This window comes from Lysinibacillus sp. FJAT-14745, assembly GCF_001275675.1.
Lineage (GTDB): Bacteria > Bacillota > Bacilli > Bacillales_A > Planococcaceae > Lysinibacillus.
The window spans coordinates 105,626-127,129 of the sequence record NZ_LITM01000001.1 but is presented as its reverse complement, the minus strand read 5'-3'; the positions used below and the strand labels follow the sequence as shown (position 1 = coordinate 127,129).

Genomic DNA, 21,504 nt, shown 5'->3' with positions numbered 1-21,504 from the left:
ACTTTTTCCTCCTATGCCTTTGATTTCACTAGTAAATATAAGAAATACGGAATCCCAATAATCGAGACAACAATACCTACCGCCAGCTCAGACGGCGCAAATACTGTTTTTCCTATAAAATCAGCTAATATAAGCAATCCCGCGCCTATCAACGCACTTACTGGCATGACATAACGATGTTGTATACCAACAAGCTGTTTAGCAATATGTGGTGCCATTAATCCAATAAAACCGATACTACCTGATACTGATACACAGGCACTTACTAAGCCGACGCTTGCCAATAACAGCTTCATTTTCTCTTTTTCTACTGCTATTCCTAAGCTAGTAATACTATCCTCTTCCAATTGAAAATAATCGAGCAAATACGATTTCCGATAAACATAAAAGCCTAATAAAATAAGCCACGGTAGCATTGTCACAACAAAGATCCAGTTTGCATTATAAATAGAGCCTGCCATCCAAACGGCGGCAGCTTCATAATCTTGAGCATTCATTTTCAATGATAAAAAAAGTGACAATGCCCCAAAGCCACTATTAATCGCAATCCCCGTTAAAATTAGCCGTTGCATATCTAAATGACCATTTTTCCGGGCAAATGAGAAAATCAACACAGCTGCCATCGCACCACCGACGAATCCAAAAATCGGCATCATCAAAATCGATAACCAGCTACTATAATCTGCGGATGTGAGACGTAATTGAAAGAAAAACATAAATATAACCACCGCTGCACCAGCCCCAGCATTAATCCCTAAAATCCCCGGATCTGCTAGGCCATTACGCGTAATACCTTGTAGCACAACCCCTGCCATCCCTAAGCCAACACCTACTAATGCTGCAATGACGATACGTGGTAAACGAAATTCAAAAATGACAAGATCAAATTTTGGATTTGGTTCAATGCGTAGCAATGTTTTTAAAACATCCATCACCGACATATCAAAGACACCATTTGTCATATGGAGATAGCCGGCGCCAAAAATAAATAGCATGAGTATGGAAACAGTCATGACGAATACACTTGAGGTTTTTTTACGCACGTTGTTCACCTCCGTGTTTACGAACTAAATATAGGAAGAATGGAACACCAACCAAGGCCGTTAAGACGCCGATTGGGGTTTCGAATGGATAATTAACAAAGCGGCTGAGTACATCACAGAGCGCTAAGAAAAACGCACCTATTACTGCTGCACAAGGAATGATAAAGCGGTAATCGACTCCAACAAGGAAACGTGTAATATGAGGAATGACTAACCCTACAAAGGCAATCTTTCCTACAAGTGCAACTGCTGTACCTGTTAAACAAACAACAGCAAGCATACTAATAATTTTCACTGCTTTTGTTTTTTGTCCAAGTCCAATAGCGATATCTTCGCCTAGTGAAGTTATTGTAATAGCCTTAGCTGATAAAAGTGCAAGAACTAAACCAATTAATCCAAATGGGATAGCTAGCATGAGCATATCCATATCTACCATATGTACCTTTGTGTTATACCAAACACTTACCGTTTGTGATACTTGGAAATACATCGCAATGGCTGTAGTAATACTGCTTAAAAACGTACCAATGACCGTTCCAATAATGGCCAGTCTTACTGGTGATAAACCATTTCGAATTAAAGAGCCAAAACCAAAGACAATCCCTGCTCCTAATGCTGAACCAAGCATTGAAAGTAGAATCATTTGGTAATTTGGAAGCCCTGGGAAAAATACTATCGCTAACGTAATCACAAATGCAGAACCATCATTAACGCCCATTAACGAAGGGGATGCTAAATAATTTCGTGTAATACCTTGCATCACTGCCCCAGCTACTGCTAAAAATGCTCCCACCAGTAAAACTGCAGCTATTCTAGGGATACGCCCTGTTCGAATAATTTGGTGATCCACATTTGAAGAGTCGAATGCAGTAATCGCCTGCCACACCGTTATTGCACTAATGTCTTTTGTGCCATACATAACGGATACTAATGCCACAATCGCAATTAGGAATGGAGAAACCGCTACTATTGAAAATGCCACAATGTTTGTTTTTTTCAACTTCCACACCTTTTTCTATATCAATTATGCCTATAAAAGGCTGGTAATAGCCTGGTGATGCCACCAAATCTACTACCAGCCTATCTAAACTATTTAAGTAATTTTTCCGCTGCGATATCTAAGAATTTCACCTTAGACCATGCTGTACCACCTTGTGCTAAAGGTTCAATTGCATTAACGAAAACCTGTTTATTTTGTGATGCCTTTAAGCTTGCGAAAATCGGATTTTTTTGGAGCTCTTCTAACGCTTTTGGTGCATCGGCATTTTCTGATTCCTCAAATTGAAGGAAAATAGCATCAGGATTAACCTCTGCTAATGTTTCAAGCGATAGTTCAGCCTGTGCCTTAGCTGTTTTTAAAACCTCTGGTACTGGAGCCCCTAAATCTTCATATAAAACAGGGTTTAAGTAAACGCCTGCAGGATAGATATACATGATGCCACCACGTACTCGAATAACTAGAACTTGCTTATCTGCTAATTGCTCTTTAGATTTCACTTGAGAATCAGCAACCTTCGCTTCATAATCAGCAATGATTTTTTTCGCCTCATCTTCTTTACCTGTAAGCTGGGCGAGTAATGTTAGATTCTCCTTCCAATTTGTAGAGACATGTGAATAAGGAATCATCGTTTGAATTTTTTTAAGCTTTTCAGCCATTTCCTCAGGATATTTTGAGGAACCTAAAATGACATCTGGATCAAGTTTAAGAATGGCTTCAGTATTCGGTGACATTTTATTTCCAACAAGCTCAGCACCTTCTAATTCAGAAGCAAGATATGAAGGGATTTTCCCACCGATATCAAGCACCCCAACAGGCTTGATACCAAGCATTGTCGCATCCTCCATAGATTCTAAACTTGCAGCTACAATGTTTTTCACTTCTGCAGGAAGTTCATATTTTTCGCCTAAGTATGTAATTGTCTGTGTTTTCGCCTGATTCGTTTGTGTTTCTGTTGTACTAGTTTCAGCGGCATTATTTGTAGATGCAGTAGACTCTTCCGCTTTATCCGTACCACATGCAGCCAAGGATAGCGCTAATAGAGCGGGTGCACACATTTTAAAATATTTATTCATAGATTTATTCTCTCCTAACGAACTTAATTATATTGATAATGATAATCATTTTCATTTATAAGTCAATAGACTTTGTTGTTTTAATTGATATTCATTATCATTTACGGATACTATCCTAACAAAGAGAAAACTTATTGTGAATGGACAATTTCATGAATCTCATGGACTTTTGCCGATTTTCAACTTCTTTCATCAGGTGTTCAAACACCTGATGAAAGAAGTTAAAGCCTCCGGCGGATGTCACAAAAAAAAAGCTGCTTCTATTATCAAGAAACAACTTTTTATACGTATTTAGCTTCCTCAATCATTAATTTTCGATAAGCTGTCGGGGACATTCCAGTACATTTTTTAAATACTCGACTGAAGTAAAAGCAATCTACATAACCTACACATTCTGCTATTTCTGCTACTGGAGAATCGTCATATTTTAGTAACTCCTCCGACCGCCGTATGCGATATTCCGTTAAATAGACGCTAGGATTCATCCCAGTATGCTGTTCAAACAGATAAGCAAACCGACGACGCTCCACGCCAAATTCTTCAGCAATTTTCGAAACAGAAAGTTGCTTAGCATAATTCTCATGTATATACTGCAAAGCTTGCTCCATCTGATCACTTGCCGTATCAAGAACCTTCACTTTTGCCGACATAAGAATGACTTCTAAAAGATTCATAAATAGCGTCTTTGCTTTGAATATTGACATATTACCTGGCATTGCTTGGCTTTCTATTAGCTGCTGTACATAATCGATAATTTTTGTATGATAGCCTGTATTGATTAAAAAATGCTGAACTGATAATGGATATAAAGTTGCTTCTTCGGGAGGAAGTTGATAATGGATAACCGCATACTCCCATTCCTTATCATCGGAAACTTTAATTTCGATTGGCATTTGTGGCCCTGCATGTACGACCATACCTGGCTCCATTACATAAGGGATACCATTAAAACTAAATATGGCACTACCAGCAAGTGGCACAACTAACCCGCACTTCCCAGGAGCTGTTATTCGTCCTGTATCTACTTGACCTGGTTCCATTTTATTTGTAAAAACATCCGTAAAGCTTACAGATGCATGTGCATAGTAATCGATTAAATGCTTGATATCCACTTTACTGCCTCTACATTCTTTAAAACATTTTGGATTTGTGAAAAATGATGCAGATCATGATCTACTAAACTAGCAAAATACCCGTGGAGTGTTAATTCAGTTGTACCTATTTTAAAAGGCTGTTGCCATTGCTTATCATCAAATGGATGAAGTGCGTTCATTAGCTGATGTCTCTGATTTATAAAATTAGTTATCGTTGCTTCTTTACTTTGTACACGACTATTCCTTGATGCGCTTGCATTCGTTTCTTCTACAGGTGGCCCTTTCGGTAAGCTTTCTTCTGTAAAAAGAAACGGTAGACGTTGATTTAACACGAATTCATCCCATGGTGTAAGATGTCCAATTATCTCTGCAACCGTCCATTTTCCAGGTTCTATAGGTGTACGCCATTGTTCTTCAGTTAAACTTACTAAATTTCCCACAAATGCTATAGATTTTTCATAATGCGAGATTATTTGATTTTTATCGTGATACAAGTCTTTACCTCCTTCGTTTCATTTTAGTAGACAATCTGTAGCTTCGGCCAACATAAATCCCACTGCTTGTTTCGAACTCTATTCATATAAACCTCATGCTGTTGAGAGCCTTTTTGAAAATATGGTGTAGGAGCGACAATTCCAGAAACTAAATGCTCGATACCATGCGGTGCAGCTATTTCAAGTCTTCCATTAGCAAGCCTCACACCGATAGCTGTTGGTATTTCTGGAAAATGTGCAATGCCATCAATAGAGGATTGATAAGGCTCACTATTATTTATTTCATGCATTCTTGCTTGATTTTTCACAGACCATGGCTCATTCGGTAAATACTTCTTCAATTCTTGTTCATATTGCTTCTCATAGTTCTCTAAAGAATTTACTTTATCAAAATATATCACATCAATATCGGCTAATGGTGTTCTGTATTCTTTTTCGTGTAAATAATCCCACACCTTTGAACGAATAAATCCAGCACATACCCATGAATCAGGTAATTGTAGCTTTTCTACAGTTGTTAAAATGTGCATCATCCATTCATCTGCTGCAATTAAGCTTTTTAGCTCTTCTTCTGTTTTTATCAGTTTCATTCACCTCTGAATTTGTCATACCATGCTTGCGCTGCTTCCTTATTAATGATTCTCAACCCATGTTCTTATTTTTTGGGCAACATCCTTAGGTGCTTCACGAAAAATATCATGGCCTGCATCTGCGATTGGTTCAATATCGAAGCTCTTAATTCTAGTTTGCAAAAATTGAATACTCTTCTTTCTAATAGCTTCTAATTCGCTTGGTTTTGTTGCGCAGATCAAGAGAGTCGGGCAATGCACCTGTTCTACTATATCTTTGACAGGTTCCGCATCAATACCTTTTATGATGGATTGCCCTGTAAAAGTAGACATCGTTAGTCTAATTTCTCCATCCTGCTCCTTAACTTGAGCCCTTGATGCTTCTTCAAGCTCTTCCGACCATCGTGAAAGCTCTTCTTTTTCCGATTCAAAAAATACGTCCCAAGATGGGAATTTTACTTCTTCGCAAAATTTCTCTATACTTTGTAATTCGTTTTCTAATGTCATGCCTAAATCTTGCGATGACAAATAACCGCCATCTAACAAAATTATTCCCTTTGATCGTTTTGGGTATTTAGCGGCATAATGTAATGCCAAATCAGCTCCAAAAGAATGACCAAATCAATTATGCCTCGGCATAATTGCGTCCGGAATCGGCTTTGTGCTTGCACAAAGAACTCCTTTCCGATTCTGTGACATCCGCCGGAGGCTTTAACTTCTTTCAGCGGATAATTGGACACCCGCTGAAAAGTGACTTAAAACCGCATTCATCTCAACACATATAGGGTAGGGGCTTCTGTTGAAAGAAGTTAAATAATGAGATGTATTCCCTAACTGCTGATTTATTGTTGCTTCTATCTCTTCAATCAAATTGGAAGGCAAATAAGCCTCTTCTTCTTCCAAGGCTTTTGCATAGCCGTGTCCAGGTAAATCAAAGGATACGATATGATACTCTGGTAAATATTTTGCTAATTCTCCATATGCTAAGCCCGTACTCCCTAGGCCATGTAAAAAGAGTAAAGTTGGATTTTGTGAGTCGCCCCATTGATATATGTTTTGTTTCATTGCTACCATCCCCTTCGGCAAATAATTACTCCCATTACTTACAATAATAACTATTTACAATTCAATTTCATAGGGGCTAAGCAGGGCAAATTAGGAGAGACTGGAGCTTTAAGGGGACAGTATTTCAAGATGAAAGAGAAAAAATCAATTGTCCTTTGTATAAATATCATTTATACAAAACGAAAAATAATATATTAGATTTATAAATCATTTACCCGTACCCTTTAACTACCAACGTTAAAGGAGACGCTTATGAAAAAACCTTTTATTTTGATTGTGATTTTCGCCATTATAATGGGACTTTCTTATACAAAGATTTCACTGACGCTCGTCGGTATCGGAATTATTGCTGCTTTTATCGGTACACTTGCTGGAGGTGCTGGGCTAATTACGATCCCTGCTATGATGCTTGTTGGTATACCTATTCAAACAGGCATTGCTACGAATAAATTTTCATCGGGCATTGCAGCTTTGTCGAGCATCTTTTATCTTCTTTATCATAAAGAGCTTCGTCTAGCAGCTATTATGAAATATGTTGCTGTAGCAATTGTCGGAGGCGTTTGTGGAGCACTCCTAACAGTATCCATCTCAGAAAAAACAATGAATATTATTGCATGTATGCTACTTATTTTCGCCCTATTTATGACGTTGAAAAATAAAGAATGGACTGTTAGCTCAGAAGAAAACGACACTAAACACAGCAATAAATTATGGCAGCCATTTTTTATCGCAGTTTATGATGGCTGTTTTGGACCTGGCTCTTCAACCTTCAGCATACTACATTTTTTACGCTATCATTACTCCTACATAAAGGCTGTACAGCTCACACGCGTACTTATTTTCGGGAGCTGTACAGGAGCATTTTTAGTATTTTACCAAACTGGCTTTATTCAATGGCATTATGCAATTGCGATGGCAGTAGGCTCCATTATCGGCTCTCAGCTCGGACTTTTAATTTTACCGAAAATTCCGATAAAAATAGCTAAAATACTATTAATAATCATCATTTCTTTACTACTTATTCAAGTAGCAATAAAAATAATTTAACTACTTAAATGTTCATGAATTAACTTCCACTCATTGTTTAAGACCGTAAAAATATTCGTTGCTCTCCCGCTACCTGATACAAATTTTCCGTTATGATAGCCTTCATAATGGTATGTATAAATACAGGTAGCTGATTGTTCATCAACCGTAAGCCACTGGACATCGGTAGCCGAATAAACTTCTTCCTTTATCAAATCCCATGCATTATTGAAATAAACTCCTATTTCTTTTAAAGTTATGCATGTTTTATCCGAAAACCAATATACCGCCTGCGGATGCAAAATTCCCTTTACGTTATTAAAATCATGGGGATTTGTCGCTGCAATATAGCTCTCTAAAGCTTGTTGATACGGCATGTGGTCCCCCCCTTATCAACCATATTAGCTGATATTCTGCTCTACATAAAGGTCTAATAATACCAAGGACATAAGAACTTAGTTTGATGTATTTATTTGTTTAATAACCTTCACTTCTAGATAACATAGATGGATTAATAATGTCTGCCACAGCCAAAAATAGATTTTCCGGATATTCAGCAAGACGATGGCATAAGTATAAATACCAATCAGTTCCATACGTAAGATAAACCTTACAACGATAGCCCTTCGCTTTTAATTGATGAATCAAATCTGGCCGTATGCCATAAAGCATTTCTATCTCAACATTTGGTTGATTAAAATATTGTCTTTGTTCCATTTCTTGAATCAATACTTCATCATGCGTAGCTATCAAGATTGGATGATTGGCATTAATCAACTGCTCTACATAATGAAGATAACGTTCATTCAATTCCGCTGATCTTTTCAGCGCAACGTCGATTGGCTCCTGGAAAGCACCTTTAACAAGCCTTATTTTCCCTGGATATTGAATAAGCTGCTGTATATCCTCCTCTGTACGATAGAGATGAACTTGTAGTGTAATCCCGACATTGGAATATTGGCTAGCTATTTTTTTATAAATGTTGAGAATATCGCTCGTTTTTGATGACTCCTCCATACTAATCATTAAAGTAATTTCATATTGATTTGCTTTTTGAGCAAGCTCTACCAAGTGTTTATAAGCAAGTTCTGCGTTGACAGAAAGACCAATATGAGACAAATCAAACGAAACGGTTTGTTTCATTGATGAGGCACCCATACTCTCGATAAGTTGCAACAATTCATCTTTGGCCTTCTGGCATTCCAACAAATCTGTTGTATTTTCCCCAATAAATTCAATGGAAATTCGATAATCCTTGGCGATGAACTCTCGAGCCATTGGGAGGGCATCCTGTCTCTTTTCACCCGTAACATACCGTTTCGCTGCCTTCCATAATAACGGATAGAGTTCTGTTGATTGTTGAACGGCATGTTTCATTCCCTTATCTCTCGCTGCAGATTTTAATGCTTGAACCACCAATTCTTCTGCTTTTTTCATTTTTATTCCTCCCTCCTAGCTATTTACCAGTACTTTAACATGATAAAATTGGTAGAATAAGAACCACTTTATAGTTTTTTTCAAGGTACCACTTTTAAATAGGAGGCGAGACAAAGTTGTTATGGATACCGATCGACCGTTCTTCAGATATTCCTTTAAATCGGCAAGTATATCAGCAAATTCGGGAAAAAATTTTAAATGGACATCTTCAAGCAGGTGAAAAGCTAGCATCAACCCGTGAGCTTTCCGCCGAGTTAAAGGTTTCCAGAAATGTTATATTGGACGCTTACGATCAATTGTTAGCAGAAGGATTTTTATTAGCAAGAAGAGGATCAGGTACATTTGTGGCAGAGGGGGCCCTTTTAACACAGCATGATTCATCATTTTTATTACATGAAGCAGATGAAAATGAGATTAAAAATCATATTATTAATTTCCGTTCAGGCATTCCAGCATTGGATTTATTTCCACGTAAAACTTGGGCAAAATTATCACACCAACTGTGGAATGATAGTGAATCATCTAATTTTGGATATGACTTTCCAGAAGGTCGTCTCGAATTAAGACAAACGTTGGCACACTACTTATTGAGAACTAGATGTGTTAACTGTCATCCAGAACAAATTGTCATTACATCAGGCGCTACACAGGCAATGACACTTGTTTCTAGGTTGCTTTTATCGCCTAAGGATACAGCCATTATGGAAGATCCTATTACGAATGATATTCAAACAATTTTTAAATCTTCGGGTGCCTCTATTTATCCAATACCTGTAGATGAAGATGGCATGAAGACAGTCTTAATACCTGAGAGTTTGCATCCTAAATTTGTTTTCCTGACTCCATCACACCAATTCCCACTAGGGGGTACGCTACCCATACAGCGCAGAATTCAATTAATCAACTTCGCTAGGAGGAATAATTGTTTTTTAGTTGAAGATGATTATGATAGTGAGTTTCGCTATGAAGGTCCACCTGTCAGTTCTTTACAAGGCCTAGATCCAGAACGCGTACTTTATATCGGCTCCTTTAGTAAGATTCTTTCTCCAGCATTAAGAATAGGTTACATCGTTCTCCCAACTCATCTAATTGAGAAATGTCGGCAGCTGAAATGGTTTACTGATTTACACTCACCATCATTAGATCAGCTTATTCTCGCTCGTTTTATTAAGGAAGGTTACTTAGAACGACATATTACAAAAATGAAGAAATTTTATAAAAGCCAGCGTGATTTCCTTATCCAATGTTTACATACAACCTTTTCAAATAAAGTAAAAGTTTTAGGTTACTCTACTGGCATGCATTTAATTGTTGAACTGGAGAATATTCATTTTTCTAAAGAGTTATTGTTACAAATCGAACAATTTGGTGTAAGGGTATACCCTGTAGAGGATCACACAATTGAGAAAGGGAAATATACTAATCAAATTATTTTAGGCTATGGTCATTTAAAGAAGAATGAAATAGATGAAGGCGTGACAAGACTATTTCAAGCAGTTTATGATGTGGAAAAGTAAACAAGGAGGATACCTATGCTCGCTACTATTCAAAAACAACAAAATAACTATATCGTAAAATTCAACCGTCCACTGTCATATTCAGTGGATGCTATTTGGACAGTATTAACAGAGAATGAAAAGCTTCAAAAATGGATGAATAATTTAGAAATCATTGATCTTCGAAAGAACGGCAAGATCCATTTTAATATGAATGATGGAACAAATGCTTATCAAGAAATAGCAATTACAGACTATGCTGAGAAGAATATACTCGAGTTTGATTGGGGCAAAGATACAGTAAGGTTTGAGCTCTCCCCTACTAGCAGCGGCGCCATATTAGTATTACTTGAAACGATTGGTGAGCTAACTGAGCATACGCCTAAAGATTTAGCCGGCTGGCATATATGCTTAGACCTGCTTTCGGACTTATTAAATGGAACTGTACATGAAGAATTTCCAATGGAAGTATGGCAAAAGTGGTTTGCGGAGTATAAGCAGCTCGTGGATGATATTAAGGAGATTTAAGCAAAATCACGAATAAAACTCCTAAAGCAGAGACATATGCTTTAGGGGTTTTATTCGTGTTGAAAAACAAAATGGTCAATTCAGGAAGATTTCCTTGGCCATTTTTTCAACACTATGAACCAATAAAATTTCCCTATTAATGACACCTTTATTTCATTAACATGGCTTCTCCATACTCTTCATTACCATCTCGAACATTCATACGAGCGAATATTCCTTCTCGCAATTGTTTGGAAGCGCCAACCACTTCTACTACTCCATCGGAACCCTGCAATAAACTCTCTTCCTACAGCAGTTAGGAAGAACCAAAAGCCTGTTCCATTTAACATCCATATATACGTATTCCTGAATAAGCATGATTGAATACCACTTGTACCTACTCCAAAAGGTGGAACTGATGGCACAAAGCTAGGCGGTGGTCCAAGAGGCATTTGACCTGCTGGTGGTGGACCGAAACCAGGTGGTCCAAATGGTGGTGATGGTCCATAACCAGGCGGTCCAGACGATGGTGGCGGTCCAAAACTTGGTGGTCTAGATGATGGTGGTGGTCCAAAACCAGGCAGTCCAAATGATGGTTCGAAACCGGGTTCTGGCAGTGGCATAATTTCTTCATATGGATTGTACATGATAAACCCCTCCTTTACATAATTCAATATATGTGAAAGGGCTAATAACCGTTGAGCAGTCGCCTATTAGCTTGGTACAGCCGGACTAACTGCATTCGTATTTTTACGGTTGGAATTTGGGGCTTTCAAACTTTAGCTGATTTTACAGCACCATATATCGATTTTGTTATGTGGGAAAACTTTTCGTATGATATAGTCGGAGAAGATGAATGGTCGTTAAAAATGATACAGCAATTAGTTCAGACACGAGAAAAATTCGGTAAACAGGTGATGACCATCGGATTTAACGATGAACAGAAAAGTCATGCTTTAGCTGAAAAATATCATTTTAAATTCTTTTATAGCCCGGCAGGATCTTACTACAATACATGGCAGTAATCTATTAAATAGTGCTTATAATCCTCTCCGTCAAGTAACACTAATCAGAGGGGATTTTTTTGTAATATAGTTATCTAGGCAAATAAGAGTGCATCACTCGCCAATCCTCAAGCTTTTCTTCAAAAGATTTAATATTTTTACCTGGTATTGGGCTAGTTGAAGGCATTTTCTGATATGCTCGACCATCTAAAACCCCAAGGCCGATATGTTTTTTAAAAACCTCGAATGCCTTTGCACCATTGAAAAGCACTAACTCAATATTCGGATAGTGTTCAAAAAGCATTTTAAAATCATTCGGTTTTTCATTACGAATGGCTGCATCTAAGCTTCCTTTACGCTCGCACGATTCTATTGTATCCCAGAGACCGATATGATGGCTCTTTAGCCATTTTAATCTTTGTCCATAATCCTGAGGTACATCCATCTCTACTATTTCCCCAATAATCGGCCAAAAGTGATTGCGTGGGTTACCATAATATTGCTGCTTCTCTAATGATTGCTTTCCCGGCATTGAGCCGACAATTAGCACCTTCGTTGACAAGTCAATAACTGGTGGTAATACATTTTTAAGTTCATTCGACATGACAATCACTCCTTCCTTATATTGTAGCGGAAAATTTGTGTCAATGTCATGGAAGTGCATGTATCAAATACCGAAAATCAAGGTTCATCACTATACAGTGGGGTTGATTTTCGTTTCGGCTGGGCGCATTCCTTGGGGCGTCCGATGAGCCGCTAATCCCCAAGGAATCACCCAGCCTCCACTCCAATCAACTTATCCTCATCACATACGTTTCAACAAAGTGTCATTCCCATCTATCGGTCATGAACATAGATTTTGATTATAAAGAAAAATCAGAGCCAGCCAGTATTTCCTTTGAGCTTTTTACATGCAGGTTATTGGATGAATGGTTTTTTATATATGTCCTTACAATCTCATAACCAATACAATACCCAATCCATTGAGGAAGCTTTCCACCATATAAAAATTCAGCATGATTGTTTAAACCCTGAATATTGATTTGAGGTAAAAAATGACCTTTCCAAATTTCTAGCATTTTATCTACTGAGTAGGATCCCAACCATGGTGCTAACCATTTATCACCGTAAATCTCCTCCACCGCACACTCTGCTAATCCCTCTAATATTAAAGAATCTAACAACGTCACTTCGGCTAGTGATTTATTTAAGTATTGCAGACGACAAACATGATTATATTCATGTGCAAATAACGCTTTAAGCTCCTTCTTTTCAAGCTCTCCAATATATAGAAACATAGCATTTGGATAGGCAACACCGTTTTTATTAGTAATAGTTTGCTCCTGCGTTATCGGGAAGATATAGATTGGTATATTGGGACCGCTCCATCTCTCCTTTAAATAGATAAATTCCTTCTGTACTACTTCCCATACGTTTTGTTTTTTTAACTTGTTAATGTCTATTTTCTCATGTGATTTGAAAAGCCCCTGTTGCTGTAGTTCAAATTGTATTTCATCTGGAGATCCACCAATAAAAATCTCTACTAAACGACCGCAAAGAATAGAGCGTTGTAAGTCTTCAAGATTTTTACTGTTATTAAGCTTTTGACTAGCCATTAATTCATTGAGCCACACATCTGTAGGTATTACTGACATACATTCCCTCCTTACTATAACTTATGTCTAAAGTAGACAATCGGCTAACGATAATGATTGCAACCGCATATATTAGCTTGTAAGGAAGTCGAAAGGAGGGATAGTTTGTGAATCCAGCTAATACTTATAATCTTTGTTGTCAATATCATGGTAAACGTGTAAGAATTGAAGAACGTGGTGGCAGAGTACATTACGGAGAAATAACTAGGGTGGATAGAAGACAAGTGTGGATTCTACCTGATAGACGATTTGGCGGTTATGGTTTAGGTTATTGGGGTTGGGGAGGAGGCGGAGCAGGCTTTGGTGTTGGAATCGCACTTGGGGTAGTTGCCGGAATTGCACTAGCACCACTATTATTTTGGTAATATCGAAATGACTAATTATACAATCCGCTGCGCGCTGACAGACTTACTGTCATCGGGAAAAAAATAAGCCATTTCACGTTACTGAGATGGCTTATTTCCCCTTATTGCACTTGCTCTTGTTGCTGTTTGCTTTTAATCAACTCGGATATTGTGACAAATGTATAACCCTGTTTTTTAAGTTCTGGTAAGATTTCTTCCAGTGCCTTAATGGTCTGCGTACGATCGCCGCCTCCATCATGGAACAAAATAACATCTCCAGGCTTCGACCCCTTCATCACTTTTTGTACAATTTTGTTAACCCCCGGCTGTTTCCAATCTTGAGTATCCTGATGCCAAGACCACATAACTACTTTGTAGCCATCCTTAACAGCGGAATTGATCATTTGATCATTATAGTAACCACCTACAGGACGGAACAAAACCGGTGCAAATCCAGTAATACTATAAATTATTGCCTTTGTCTTACGCAGTTGTGCCTGTAATTCAGCTACGGAAGCTTTAAACGGATGTGAATACGTATGATTGGCCAGCTCATGCCCTTCTGAATAAGATCGTAAAACAAGGTCTGGATATTTTTCTGCATTTTTTCCAATAATAAAAAACGTCGCCTTTGCATCATACTTTGCCAATAAATCTAAAATAGCTGCCGTATATTTAGGATGAGGTCCATCGTCAAAGGTTAGCGCAATTATTTTGTCTTTTGTGTTAATGTCCCACACAACTTCCCCTGTCTCCTCATAATAAGGTCGACCTTTATCCGCATAAGTTGTCAACTCTGTAGAAAATACCGATATGATTAAAAAACAAAGGGATAAAACCAATACATATTTACGTGTCATAAGCATCACCTCCCAAGTTCAAATTCACATAACTCCGTCAACTTACTATTTACGAATTGTAATGAATTATACTTATGAAGGGTTTGGCTGTTTTCTCCTTATAAAAAATGCATAAAAATTTTATAAATTCCCAGTTATATTTTGAACAAAATGTGAAAACACTCACATAGTACTTTATTTTTTCAATGATTGATGTAAAATAAAAAACATAACTGATGTATAACAACAAGAGAAAAAATCAAATATTTTACTAGTTGTTATAGTACAAAAAAACAACAAAGGGGATTTTTCATTATGTGGATTATTACAGTTTTTGAACAAAATACTTATCGTATGTTCGAGTATAAATCTAAAAACGAGGCAACGGTTGCATTAAACAATTTCAAGCAAACAGCTATGCTTTCTTATACAAAATAATTTAAAGAATCAACTCTTATGAAACGAGTTGATTCTTTTACCTTTTTACGTATAAATCAATTTTTAACAAACACATCTTAACTTATCAGGATTTACCATATAATAAATTGCTTCGATCTGCCCATGTTCAACTTCGAAGCCAATTACTGCCTGAATTTTATTTTCAGATATTAATGCTAAGCCAGTTGTACCATTAACATTCATCAATTCTAATTGATAAATTTCATCATTATTTTCAAACTTACGGAAAAGAGCAGATAATAAACGGAAAACTTTTTCGCGACCGTAAATAGGATGTAATGCAGCTGTAACCTTTCCTCCACCATCTGCATAATAAGCAACATCTTCTTTTAAAATATGAACGAGCTGATCGACCTTTCCTTGTTGAAAAGCAGACATAAAAACAGTCACTGTATTTTGTATTTCCAACTTATTGGTAACGATACTATTTTTTCTCACTAGCTCAGGTAATTTCTTTTTAATTCTACTTAAGATTTTTCGGCAATTTATCTCACTTTTTTCAACGATTTCAGCAATTGTTGGATACTCATACTCAAAAACTTCTCTCAGAATAAAAATAGCTCGCTCGATTGGATTTAGTTCCTCAAACAAAATCATAATGGCTAGGGAAATGCTAGTATCATTTAAAACAGTAAACAAAGGATCATCCTCATCCAATGCCAGAGGTTCAGGTAGCCATGTTCCCGTATATAATTCTCTTTTTTTCCTCGATGACTTTAACAAATCCAAGCAACGATTCGTCACCATTTTGCATAAAAGAGCTTTTATATTGTTCATATGTTTTACTTCGGTTTTCCCTATCCGTGTAAATACGTCCTGTACGATATCCTCGGCATCTGAAGCACTACCAGTCATACGATAGGCAATTGAAAAAAGAAGTGATTTATGCTCTTTATATAGCTGACTTATTAACTCATTATCCATAGCACACCTCATAAGCTGTTTATTTTTGAAGACTTGCTAACTCCCAAGTGTAGTTTCTTATTTTTGCACCTAATTTTCCGGCTATCGTAAAATCAAGACCCCATTTTTGTGTCCACAAAAACCCGTTATTTGGACCTAAACTAATACAAAAGAATTTTACGGGATATGATTCGTGCAATATGTTCACGGGTGTTTGGCTGATTGATGCCTTCAATATTTTACTTAACCTTGTCGCTTGTGGAATAGCTTCCTTACATGTCATACCATCTGGATGATTATTTTTATAATCTGCTATTAGTGCACAATCACCAATGGAATAGATATGTTCTTCATCTTTAACTTGATAGGAATGATTAACAATAATTTGATTTTTTTCTGACATAGATACACCTAATTTAGAGATTATCGGATTCGCTTCTACCCCAGGATTAAAGATACAAGTTCCTACAGCATATTTTTGACCATCATTAGTATATAACTGACCCTCTTTACAATGAGAAACCCTAGTTTTATTTTTGACAACCACCCCCACATTTTTAAGATGATTGGCGAGTTTTTCACTTACTTTCTCAGGAGCCTCTGGTAAAAGTCGATCCTTTGCATCAAAAAGTAAAACTTCTACTAAATTTGGATTAACACCTGCTTCTGTCAACTGTTCTTTAGACCACACAGCAATTTCAGCAGCTGTTTCAATGCCTGCGATTCCTCCACCTACAACGGCTACCTTAAATAAACTTTGGTTTTGTTGTGATTTTTCCAAGGCTTTAAATGATTCCATCAGAGACAATAGTTGTTCTCTTATTTCTATGGCGCTCTGTCTATCTTTTAAAGTGATTCCACCAAAATCTTTAGGTATCTCTTTAATTACACTTCCAAAGGCCAGCACCAAGTAATCATAATGTAAATTACCAGTTTTTTCATTTCCTATATTAATGGTAATTTGTTGATTTTGCTTCTGAAGAGCTACTGCTTCCCCTTGAATAAATTCTATTCCGTCCTGACAGTATTCGCTAAAAGGTATTTTCAAATTTATATCCCTTATCGCAGCCCGAACAAGTAATACTTTTTTTAAATGATAACTATTTTTATCAATTAAAATGATTCTTACTGATTTTCCGATTTGACCTTGAAATTCCTTTTTCAATCCCTCTAATAAATTTATTCCTGCATAACCTCCGCCAACAATGACAATATTCTTCATCATATCTCCTCCTTTTTCCCTTATAACGAATTCACTTAATCGGTTGTGACATCATTTATAAAGTTTTTAATCGAGAAGATACATTTGTGCCGTTCGTTTCAAGTAACAAATAATTTTAGAGAAATGTCGAACACCTTTTTATCTATTGCCATATGTATATAGAGAAAAGGAGTGATTTTGATGGTGACAATTGAGCCTATTATGATTCAAGGGCATTTTTTCACTGCTGTAATGGTCCAATTACCGAAAACAACCCTACTGACAATTTCAAATGATATGGGTTACATCATGTGTGGGGCTTTAGATGTTGGTTTATTAAATGATCGCTTAGCAGACCGAAAAATCATTGCAGGTCGAGCAGTTGGCGTGAAAACCATTGATGAGTTATTGACGGCTCCATTAGAATCCGTTACTTATGAAGCTCAGCAGCTCGGTATTACTGAAGGAATGTCTGGTATAGAGGCATTATTAAAAATGATATAACAGTTATCTTTTGCATAAATAAAGCGTCAGTGCTATTACTAGACGCTTTTTTAGTTGATGTAAGCTACTAGGGAGATCGCTGGGATGTACAATGGGACATGTTTTTAGCCATCATTGGAACCGTTTTAGCTTTACTGTTATTGACAAAATTCCATGATAAATTATTGAAAAGGTAAAGAAAATAGCTAAACAATATTCCTCTGTAGCCAGCATAGCATAACTAATATGAACCATTCGAAAGGTGGTATTCTATGTACTATGCAAATGTTAGTCAGCTATCGCCCCATACTTCTCGCGTGATTGAGGTCACCGGAAATGGAAAAGTAGTGGCTACTCCAAACTATGTTCAAATCCAAATAGAAGTCCAGACAAGAGGGAAAAATGTACAAGAGGCACAGCAGGAAAATGCAATTATTATGAATCGTGTCATCCAATCTCTTTTAGCTCTCCATATCCCAAGAGAAAATATTCAAACAGCTTTCTATACTATTTCACCACTTTATGATTATGAGAACGGCAAACAGATTTTTAATGGCTACGAAGTAACAAATGCTATTACCGTTAAAGTAACGGATACGAGCCAGATTGGTGAAATTATTGATACAGCAGTAGAAAATGGAGCAAATCGGATTTCCTCTATCCAATTCAACATCGACAATGTAGATGCCTATTATCAACAAGCTCTCAGTTTAGCCCTTCATAATGCCCAAATGAAGGCTAAAACAATTGCAGAGACGATGCATTTGCCTTTACAACCACAACCAATTGAAATTGTTGAGGAACATGAAGGTGCACCTATCCTGTATAGATCAATGGCGATGGTTGATTCCAAAATTTCTACACCTATTGAGCAAGGTCAAATAGCCATTAATGCGACTGTTCGAGTGAAATTTCAATATTAAATTGTATAATTCCAAAGCGAAAACTCTTCTTTTGGTTTGTCTCAACAACAATTACCATACGTGAGTTTTCACTTTTCTTTTTCAGATAAATGTAAGATTATTGAATTTATAGAAAAACTATCATGACTTTTAGTGAAGAACCTAAAATTCTGCTTCGTATGCAAATCTTATTTTCTTGAAAAAAGAAGGTTTGGATACGCCGAGAGGGTTAAAAACAATGGCACTCTTTTTTCATCAACGGAGCGTTGCGGACTTGATACTATTGGTTTCGTTTGCAACAGCAGTAAATTTGGTATGGTGATGATATCAAATATGAAAGGAATGATAAAAATGCAAATTAGCAAATCGATTTTAGATTATCGCAAAAGTAATAATTTAAGCCAAGAACAATTGGCTAATAAAATCGGTGTAACTAGACAAGCCATTTCAAAATGGGAACAAGAAAAAGGTGCTCCTGATATTGAAAATTTAATTTTATTAAGCGATGAAATGAATATTAGTTTAGATAATTTGATTAAAGGTAATAGCAATATAAAAAAGCAAATCGTGAATAATGAAAAAGCAGTTAAGTTTCATTTTCTTGTAATCTTATTTTTAGTTGCTATTGTAATTTATATAGCGTATTTTGCACTTGTACACGAAATTTTTATGATTGGATTTTTAATTGCAACGCTCTTTATGCTAGGTATTGAATTTTATGTTTACATGCGAAATTATTCGAATTAGTTGAATTTATCATATACAAAATCCCAAGGAAAAGAGACTTATCCGCTTTTCCTTGGGATTCATCCATATATACGGAAATCAAGAACAGTCCGCATACATGACTATATATTATTCAGGATTAAATGGATTTTTTTCTAAACATACTACTTCATCAGAAGTTTTAAAAATGATATCAAAATGCTGGCTATACGAATGCATAAACAATTCATATTGAATCCGACGTTCTTCATGGGACTGCTTTAAATAATTGATATCGGTTCCTCTTTCAAGTACATCACGACCCGACCTTCTTATTAATTCCGTTTCACTATCTGTATAAAAATAAATTTTCAAATCAAATAATTTGGGATTAATAAATGCTACACTCATTCCCTCTACAATCGTTACTTTAATTTTTGAAGAAATCATCTCACTTTTCATATAATGCGTATCTATTGTCAATAAATCTAGACCTTCTCGAACCATCTGAATATCTCTTTCTAAAGAAGGCAAATGATGCGCCGCTGGATGACAAGCCGTCATTTTAAAACGATGGTTTTCATTTTGATATATATAGTCGATAATTGTTTGCTTACGTATATCTGAACTAACAATATACGGATCTGTATTTATATAATTTAATTCATTTTGATTTAGACCATTAATAAGTTTATTGGCAAACGTTGTTTTTCCTGCTGCTCCATGTCCCGAAATGCCAATAATAATCCTTTTATCATTTAATTTTATCCAATTGAGTATTTCTTGTAGTATCCTCTCCATCTTCATTCTCCTTTTACCAACAATAATAGGTGGTATGAAATTCGATTCATACCACCTGATTAATTCGCAATTTTTTATACGCTCCCTTGCTGCCGCCCTAACAAATGCAGGAAAACGTAGCTCAGAAGCGGTCTTCTTGTTATATCGGGAGGCGCTTTTAAGCAAAACAAACTTTTATCATTTCCATACACGTTCTAGTGTTATTTCATTATGCTTAGTGCTTAATTGAAAAATATCTGGATTACTTAAATTTCCCCAAACTTGAATATCGACATCATTATTATAATACTTCAATAGTAAAGTAATTATATTTCCATGACTAACAATAATGGAATGCTCGGCATCACTTTGGAGAGTTTCCTCAACTACATGAACAATCCGTTTCATTGCTTCGTTACTTGACTCTCCACCATCAAATTTCAAATCCATATCGGTAAAAGTCGCTTGCAGTTTTTCATACCAATCAGGTAAATCTCTAGTGCTTAAAATACGTTCCGAAAGGCGTTCGTCAATTTCAATATTTATATTTTCCCTCGTACTCAGCGGTTCTATAGTTTGAATTGCTCGCAAAAAGGGACTAGCAATAATTCGTTCAATTTTTTTGTCAGTGAAAAAATCAGCTAAAACTTCAGCCTGTTGAAAGCCATGTTCTGTTAAAGAAGCATCCGACGATTGTCCTTGGGCTTCGCAATGTCTAATGACATAAATATGTTTAACCATATAAACCTCCTAGAGAAAATATGGAGAACCTACATCATTGTTATTAACCACAATATCTGCATTTTCTTGAGGGTTATGCTCCTTAAAATAAAGGCTCGATGCCGCGTGATACCTGTTCAAAAACATTTCCTCTGCTTTTTCATAGCTCCCGAATGCACTCGTCTCCCGCTCTGCTCCTCTTTTTCTAGCTATCTCAAAATCTGTTTGAACAAAAATTTTATAGTCAAAAAAGTGAACTAGCTCCTTTTTTAATAGGAATGTTCCATCAACAATGAAAATGGTATCGTCTTTTGCAAGCTGTTGCTCAGGATTTACATATTCATCTTTTTCTAAATCGAATGAAAGTGTCTGATACTGACGATTTCCATTTTCCCCCAAAGGAATTAGTAGTTTTTCCTTAAATGCTTGATAATCGTGTGCATCTTCATAATAACCGATTGCTGAATCTTTTCCTTGTCTATAGCGAATCGCTCTTGGATTATGAAAATTGTCAATGCTTGTTCGTACTACTTCTTTTTTTCTTCGACGAAGCTCTTCAGCAAGTTCATTGGCAAGAGTTGTTTTCCCTGAAGCTGTGATTCCACTAATCGCTACTCTAGTCGGATGATAAAGTTGTAAATCTAAAATATGATCCGCTACTTTTGAAACAAGTTCCTGTCTTAACATGATTCATCAACCTCACAG

At 36.5% G+C, this 21,504-nt stretch carries 27 protein-coding genes and 1 pseudogene; 9 read left to right on the top strand and 19 right to left on the bottom strand.

Annotation, left to right across the window (positions count from 1 at the left end):
* Positions 1–11 precede the first annotated feature (11 nt).
* The 8 genes and pseudogenes from AMS59_RS00660 to AMS59_RS00625 all read right to left on the bottom strand — a co-directional run bounded on the left by AMS59_RS00660 (position 12) and on the right by AMS59_RS00625 (position 6,338).
* Positions 12–1,043 carry an iron ABC transporter permease gene (locus AMS59_RS00660; RefSeq protein ID WP_304438243.1) on the bottom strand — a complete coding sequence of 344 codons (1,032 nt, stop codon included), beginning with the start codon at positions 1,041–1,043 and terminating at the stop codon, positions 12–14.
* Positions 1,036–2,043 (bottom strand): iron ABC transporter permease, encoded by a 1,008-nt coding sequence (locus tag AMS59_RS00655; protein WP_053481844.1) that lies wholly within the window; start codon positions 2,041–2,043, stop codon positions 1,036–1,038. Before AMS59_RS00655 ends, AMS59_RS00660 begins: the two co-directional genes overlap by 8 nt.
* Positions 2,044–2,132: 89 nt before the next feature.
* Complete coding sequence (locus tag AMS59_RS00650; RefSeq protein WP_053481843.1) at positions 2,133–3,116, bottom strand: ABC transporter substrate-binding protein; 984 nt, start codon at positions 3,114–3,116, stop codon at positions 2,133–2,135.
* 281 nt (positions 3,117–3,397) lie between these two features.
* Positions 3,398–4,228 carry an AraC family transcriptional regulator gene (locus tag AMS59_RS00645; RefSeq protein WP_053481842.1) on the bottom strand — a complete coding sequence of 277 codons (831 nt, stop codon included), beginning with the start codon at positions 4,226–4,228 and terminating at the stop codon, positions 3,398–3,400.
* Positions 4,210–4,704 carry a DinB family protein gene (locus AMS59_RS00640; protein ID WP_053481841.1) on the bottom strand — a complete coding sequence of 165 codons (495 nt, stop codon included), beginning with the start codon at positions 4,702–4,704 and terminating at the stop codon, positions 4,210–4,212. Before AMS59_RS00640 ends, AMS59_RS00645 begins: the two co-directional genes overlap by 19 nt.
* Positions 4,705–4,727: 23 nt before the next feature.
* Complete coding sequence (locus AMS59_RS00635; RefSeq protein ID WP_053481840.1) at positions 4,728–5,294, bottom strand: nucleotidyltransferase family protein; 567 nt, start codon at positions 5,292–5,294, stop codon at positions 4,728–4,730.
* Positions 5,295–5,336: 42 nt separating this feature from the next.
* Positions 5,337–5,882: pseudogene (locus AMS59_RS00630) on the bottom strand (alpha/beta fold hydrolase); the annotation flags it as partial.
* A gap of 102 nt (positions 5,883–5,984) precedes the next feature.
* On the bottom strand, positions 5,985–6,338 hold the full coding sequence (locus AMS59_RS00625) for an alpha/beta fold hydrolase (RefSeq protein ID WP_053481838.1): 354 nt from the start codon (positions 6,336–6,338) through the stop codon (positions 5,985–5,987).
* A 252-nt stretch (positions 6,339–6,590) separates the two neighbouring features.
* On the opposite strand from AMS59_RS00625, the gene AMS59_RS00620 reads away from it, so the two are divergent.
* Positions 6,591–7,385 (top strand): sulfite exporter TauE/SafE family protein, encoded by a 795-nt coding sequence (locus AMS59_RS00620; RefSeq protein WP_082337333.1) that lies wholly within the window; start codon positions 6,591–6,593, stop codon positions 7,383–7,385.
* Here the strand turns inward: AMS59_RS00620 and AMS59_RS00615 are convergent.
* Together AMS59_RS00615 and AMS59_RS00610 are read right to left on the bottom strand one after the other, a co-directional pair.
* Positions 7,382–7,741 (bottom strand): nuclear transport factor 2 family protein, encoded by a 360-nt coding sequence (locus AMS59_RS00615; protein WP_053481837.1) that lies wholly within the window; start codon positions 7,739–7,741, stop codon positions 7,382–7,384. The genes AMS59_RS00620 and AMS59_RS00615 overlap by 4 nt on opposite strands.
* A 100-nt stretch (positions 7,742–7,841) precedes the next feature.
* Positions 7,842–8,801, bottom strand: a complete 960-nt coding sequence (locus AMS59_RS00610) for a proline dehydrogenase family protein (RefSeq protein ID WP_053481836.1) — start codon at positions 8,799–8,801, stop codon at positions 7,842–7,844.
* Between the two features lie 116 nt (positions 8,802–8,917).
* On the opposite strand from AMS59_RS00610, the gene AMS59_RS00605 reads away from it, so the two are divergent.
* Both AMS59_RS00605 and AMS59_RS00600 read left to right on the top strand, forming a co-directional pair.
* Positions 8,918–10,318 (top strand): PLP-dependent aminotransferase family protein, encoded by a 1,401-nt coding sequence (locus tag AMS59_RS00605; protein ID WP_053481835.1) that lies wholly within the window; start codon positions 8,918–8,920, stop codon positions 10,316–10,318.
* Positions 10,319–10,333: 15 nt separating this feature from the next.
* Positions 10,334–10,825, top strand: coding sequence for an SRPBCC family protein (locus AMS59_RS00600; RefSeq protein ID WP_053481834.1), 492 nt, complete (start codon positions 10,334–10,336; stop codon positions 10,823–10,825).
* A gap of 182 nt (positions 10,826–11,007) precedes the next feature.
* On the opposite strand, the gene AMS59_RS00595 is transcribed toward AMS59_RS00600, so the two are convergent.
* Positions 11,008–11,451 (bottom strand): hypothetical protein, encoded by a 444-nt coding sequence (locus AMS59_RS00595; protein WP_053481833.1) that lies wholly within the window; start codon positions 11,449–11,451, stop codon positions 11,008–11,010.
* Between the two features lie 51 nt (positions 11,452–11,502).
* On the opposite strand from AMS59_RS00595, the gene AMS59_RS00590 reads away from it, so the two are divergent.
* Positions 11,503–11,829 carry a hypothetical protein gene (locus AMS59_RS00590; RefSeq protein ID WP_053481832.1) on the top strand — a complete coding sequence of 109 codons (327 nt, stop codon included), beginning with the start codon at positions 11,503–11,505 and terminating at the stop codon, positions 11,827–11,829.
* A 70-nt stretch (positions 11,830–11,899) separates the two neighbouring features.
* Here the strand turns inward: AMS59_RS00590 and AMS59_RS00585 are convergent, their stop codons facing one another.
* Together AMS59_RS00585 and AMS59_RS00580 are read right to left on the bottom strand one after the other, a co-directional pair.
* Positions 11,900–12,412, bottom strand: a complete 513-nt coding sequence (locus tag AMS59_RS00585; protein WP_053481831.1) for a DNA-deoxyinosine glycosylase — start codon at positions 12,410–12,412, stop codon at positions 11,900–11,902.
* 259 nt (positions 12,413–12,671) lie between these two features.
* Positions 12,672–13,463 carry a DUF2268 domain-containing protein gene (locus AMS59_RS00580; RefSeq protein WP_053481830.1) on the bottom strand — a complete coding sequence of 264 codons (792 nt, stop codon included), beginning with the start codon at positions 13,461–13,463 and terminating at the stop codon, positions 12,672–12,674.
* Positions 13,464–13,570: 107 nt separating this feature from the next.
* Between AMS59_RS00580 and AMS59_RS00575 the strand changes: the two genes are divergently transcribed.
* The gene (locus AMS59_RS00575; protein ID WP_053481829.1) at positions 13,571–13,828 is read left to right on the top strand and encodes a hypothetical protein; all 258 of its coding nucleotides are present in this window, start codon (positions 13,571–13,573) and stop codon (positions 13,826–13,828) included.
* 101 nt (positions 13,829–13,929) lie between these two features.
* Here the strand turns inward: AMS59_RS00575 and AMS59_RS00570 are convergent, their stop codons facing one another.
* Entirely contained in the window at positions 13,930–14,667 is a 738-nt protein-coding gene (locus AMS59_RS00570; protein ID WP_053481828.1) for a polysaccharide deacetylase family protein, read from the bottom strand.
* A 294-nt stretch (positions 14,668–14,961) separates the two neighbouring features.
* On the opposite strand from AMS59_RS00570, the gene AMS59_RS26595 reads away from it, so the two are divergent.
* Positions 14,962–15,084 carry a hypothetical protein gene (locus AMS59_RS26595; protein ID WP_255349990.1) on the top strand — a complete coding sequence of 41 codons (123 nt, stop codon included), beginning with the start codon at positions 14,962–14,964 and terminating at the stop codon, positions 15,082–15,084.
* 63 nt (positions 15,085–15,147) lie between these two features.
* Here the strand turns inward: AMS59_RS26595 and AMS59_RS00565 are convergent, their stop codons facing one another.
* Entirely contained in the window at positions 15,148–16,029 is an 882-nt protein-coding gene (locus AMS59_RS00565) for an RNA polymerase sigma-70 factor (protein ID WP_053481827.1), read from the bottom strand.
* A gap of 19 nt (positions 16,030–16,048) precedes the next feature.
* Positions 16,049–17,230: an NAD(P)/FAD-dependent oxidoreductase gene (locus AMS59_RS00560; RefSeq protein WP_053481826.1), complete on the bottom strand. Its 1,182-nt coding sequence runs from the start codon at positions 17,228–17,230 to the stop codon at positions 16,049–16,051.
* Positions 17,231–17,410: 180 nt separating this feature from the next.
* Here AMS59_RS00560 and AMS59_RS00555 point away from each other — a divergent pair, with 180 nt between their 5' ends.
* From AMS59_RS00555 to AMS59_RS00545, 3 genes are all read left to right on the top strand, one after another.
* Entirely contained in the window at positions 17,411–17,713 is a 303-nt protein-coding gene (locus AMS59_RS00555) for a YunC family protein (RefSeq protein ID WP_053481825.1), read from the top strand.
* A 251-nt stretch (positions 17,714–17,964) separates the two neighbouring features.
* Positions 17,965–18,615, top strand: coding sequence for an SIMPL domain-containing protein (locus AMS59_RS00550; RefSeq protein ID WP_053481824.1), 651 nt, complete (start codon positions 17,965–17,967; stop codon positions 18,613–18,615).
* Between the two features lie 330 nt (positions 18,616–18,945).
* Positions 18,946–19,341, top strand: coding sequence for a helix-turn-helix domain-containing protein (locus tag AMS59_RS00545; protein ID WP_053481982.1), 396 nt, complete (start codon positions 18,946–18,948; stop codon positions 19,339–19,341).
* 108 nt (positions 19,342–19,449) lie between these two features.
* On the opposite strand, the gene AMS59_RS00540 is transcribed toward AMS59_RS00545, so the two are convergent.
* From AMS59_RS00540 to AMS59_RS00530, 3 genes are all read right to left on the bottom strand, one after another.
* The gene (locus AMS59_RS00540) at positions 19,450–20,100 is read right to left on the bottom strand and encodes a uridine kinase (RefSeq protein ID WP_053481823.1); all 651 of its coding nucleotides are present in this window, start codon (positions 20,098–20,100) and stop codon (positions 19,450–19,452) included.
* Positions 20,101–20,277: 177 nt separating this feature from the next.
* Positions 20,278–20,820: a histidine phosphatase family protein gene (locus AMS59_RS00535; protein ID WP_053481822.1), complete on the bottom strand. Its 543-nt coding sequence runs from the start codon at positions 20,818–20,820 to the stop codon at positions 20,278–20,280.
* Between the two features lie 9 nt (positions 20,821–20,829).
* Complete coding sequence (locus AMS59_RS00530; RefSeq protein WP_053481821.1) at positions 20,830–21,486, bottom strand: AAA family ATPase; 657 nt, start codon at positions 21,484–21,486, stop codon at positions 20,830–20,832.
* Positions 21,487–21,504 lie beyond the last annotated feature (18 nt).

What these genes read in the sequence shown, in the direction of transcription:
- AMS59_RS00560 (WP_053481826.1), bottom strand. Translation starts at nt 17,230, where the DNA reads ATGAAGAATATTGTCATTGTTGGCGGAGGTTATGCAGGAATAAATTTA.
- AMS59_RS00555 (WP_053481825.1), top strand. Translation starts at nt 17,411, where the DNA reads ATGGTGACAATTGAGCCTATTATGATTCAAGGGCATTTTTTCACTGCT.
- AMS59_RS00610 (WP_053481836.1), bottom strand. Translation starts at nt 8,801, where the DNA reads ATGAAAAAAGCAGAAGAATTGGTGGTTCAAGCATTAAAATCTGCAGCG.
- AMS59_RS00620 (WP_082337333.1), top strand. Translation starts at nt 6,591, where the DNA reads ATGAAAAAACCTTTTATTTTGATTGTGATTTTCGCCATTATAATGGGA.
- AMS59_RS00550 (WP_053481824.1), top strand. Translation starts at nt 17,965, where the DNA reads ATGTACTATGCAAATGTTAGTCAGCTATCGCCCCATACTTCTCGCGTG.
- AMS59_RS00600 (WP_053481834.1), top strand. Translation starts at nt 10,334, where the DNA reads ATGCTCGCTACTATTCAAAAACAACAAAATAACTATATCGTAAAATTC.
- AMS59_RS00615 (WP_053481837.1), bottom strand. Translation starts at nt 7,741, where the DNA reads ATGCCGTATCAACAAGCTTTAGAGAGCTATATTGCAGCGACAAATCCC.
- AMS59_RS00530 (WP_053481821.1), bottom strand. Translation starts at nt 21,486, where the DNA reads ATGTTAAGACAGGAACTTGTTTCAAAAGTAGCGGATCATATTTTAGAT.
- AMS59_RS00650 (WP_053481843.1), bottom strand. Translation starts at nt 3,116, where the DNA reads ATGAATAAATATTTTAAAATGTGTGCACCCGCTCTATTAGCGCTATCC.
- AMS59_RS00540 (WP_053481823.1), bottom strand. Translation starts at nt 20,100, where the DNA reads ATGGAGAGGATACTACAAGAAATACTCAATTGGATAAAATTAAATGAT.
- AMS59_RS26595 (WP_255349990.1), top strand. Translation starts at nt 14,962, where the DNA reads ATGTGGATTATTACAGTTTTTGAACAAAATACTTATCGTATGTTCGAG.
- AMS59_RS00545 (WP_053481982.1), top strand. Translation starts at nt 18,946, where the DNA reads ATGCAAATTAGCAAATCGATTTTAGATTATCGCAAAAGTAATAATTTA.
- AMS59_RS00570 (WP_053481828.1), bottom strand. Translation starts at nt 14,667, where the DNA reads ATGACACGTAAATATGTATTGGTTTTATCCCTTTGTTTTTTAATCATA.
- AMS59_RS00595 (WP_053481833.1), bottom strand. Translation starts at nt 11,451, where the DNA reads ATGTACAATCCATATGAAGAAATTATGCCACTGCCAGAACCCGGTTTC.
- AMS59_RS00625 (WP_053481838.1), bottom strand. Translation starts at nt 6,338, where the DNA reads ATGAAACAAAACATATATCAATGGGGCGACTCACAAAATCCAACTTTA.
- AMS59_RS00635 (WP_053481840.1), bottom strand. Translation starts at nt 5,294, where the DNA reads ATGAAACTGATAAAAACAGAAGAAGAGCTAAAAAGCTTAATTGCAGCA.
- AMS59_RS00535 (WP_053481822.1), bottom strand. Translation starts at nt 20,820, where the DNA reads ATGGTTAAACATATTTATGTCATTAGACATTGCGAAGCCCAAGGACAA.
- AMS59_RS00565 (WP_053481827.1), bottom strand. Translation starts at nt 16,029, where the DNA reads ATGGATAATGAGTTAATAAGTCAGCTATATAAAGAGCATAAATCACTT.
- AMS59_RS00585 (WP_053481831.1), bottom strand. Translation starts at nt 12,412, where the DNA reads ATGTCGAATGAACTTAAAAATGTATTACCACCAGTTATTGACTTGTCA.
- AMS59_RS00580 (WP_053481830.1), bottom strand. Translation starts at nt 13,463, where the DNA reads ATGTCAGTAATACCTACAGATGTGTGGCTCAATGAATTAATGGCTAGT.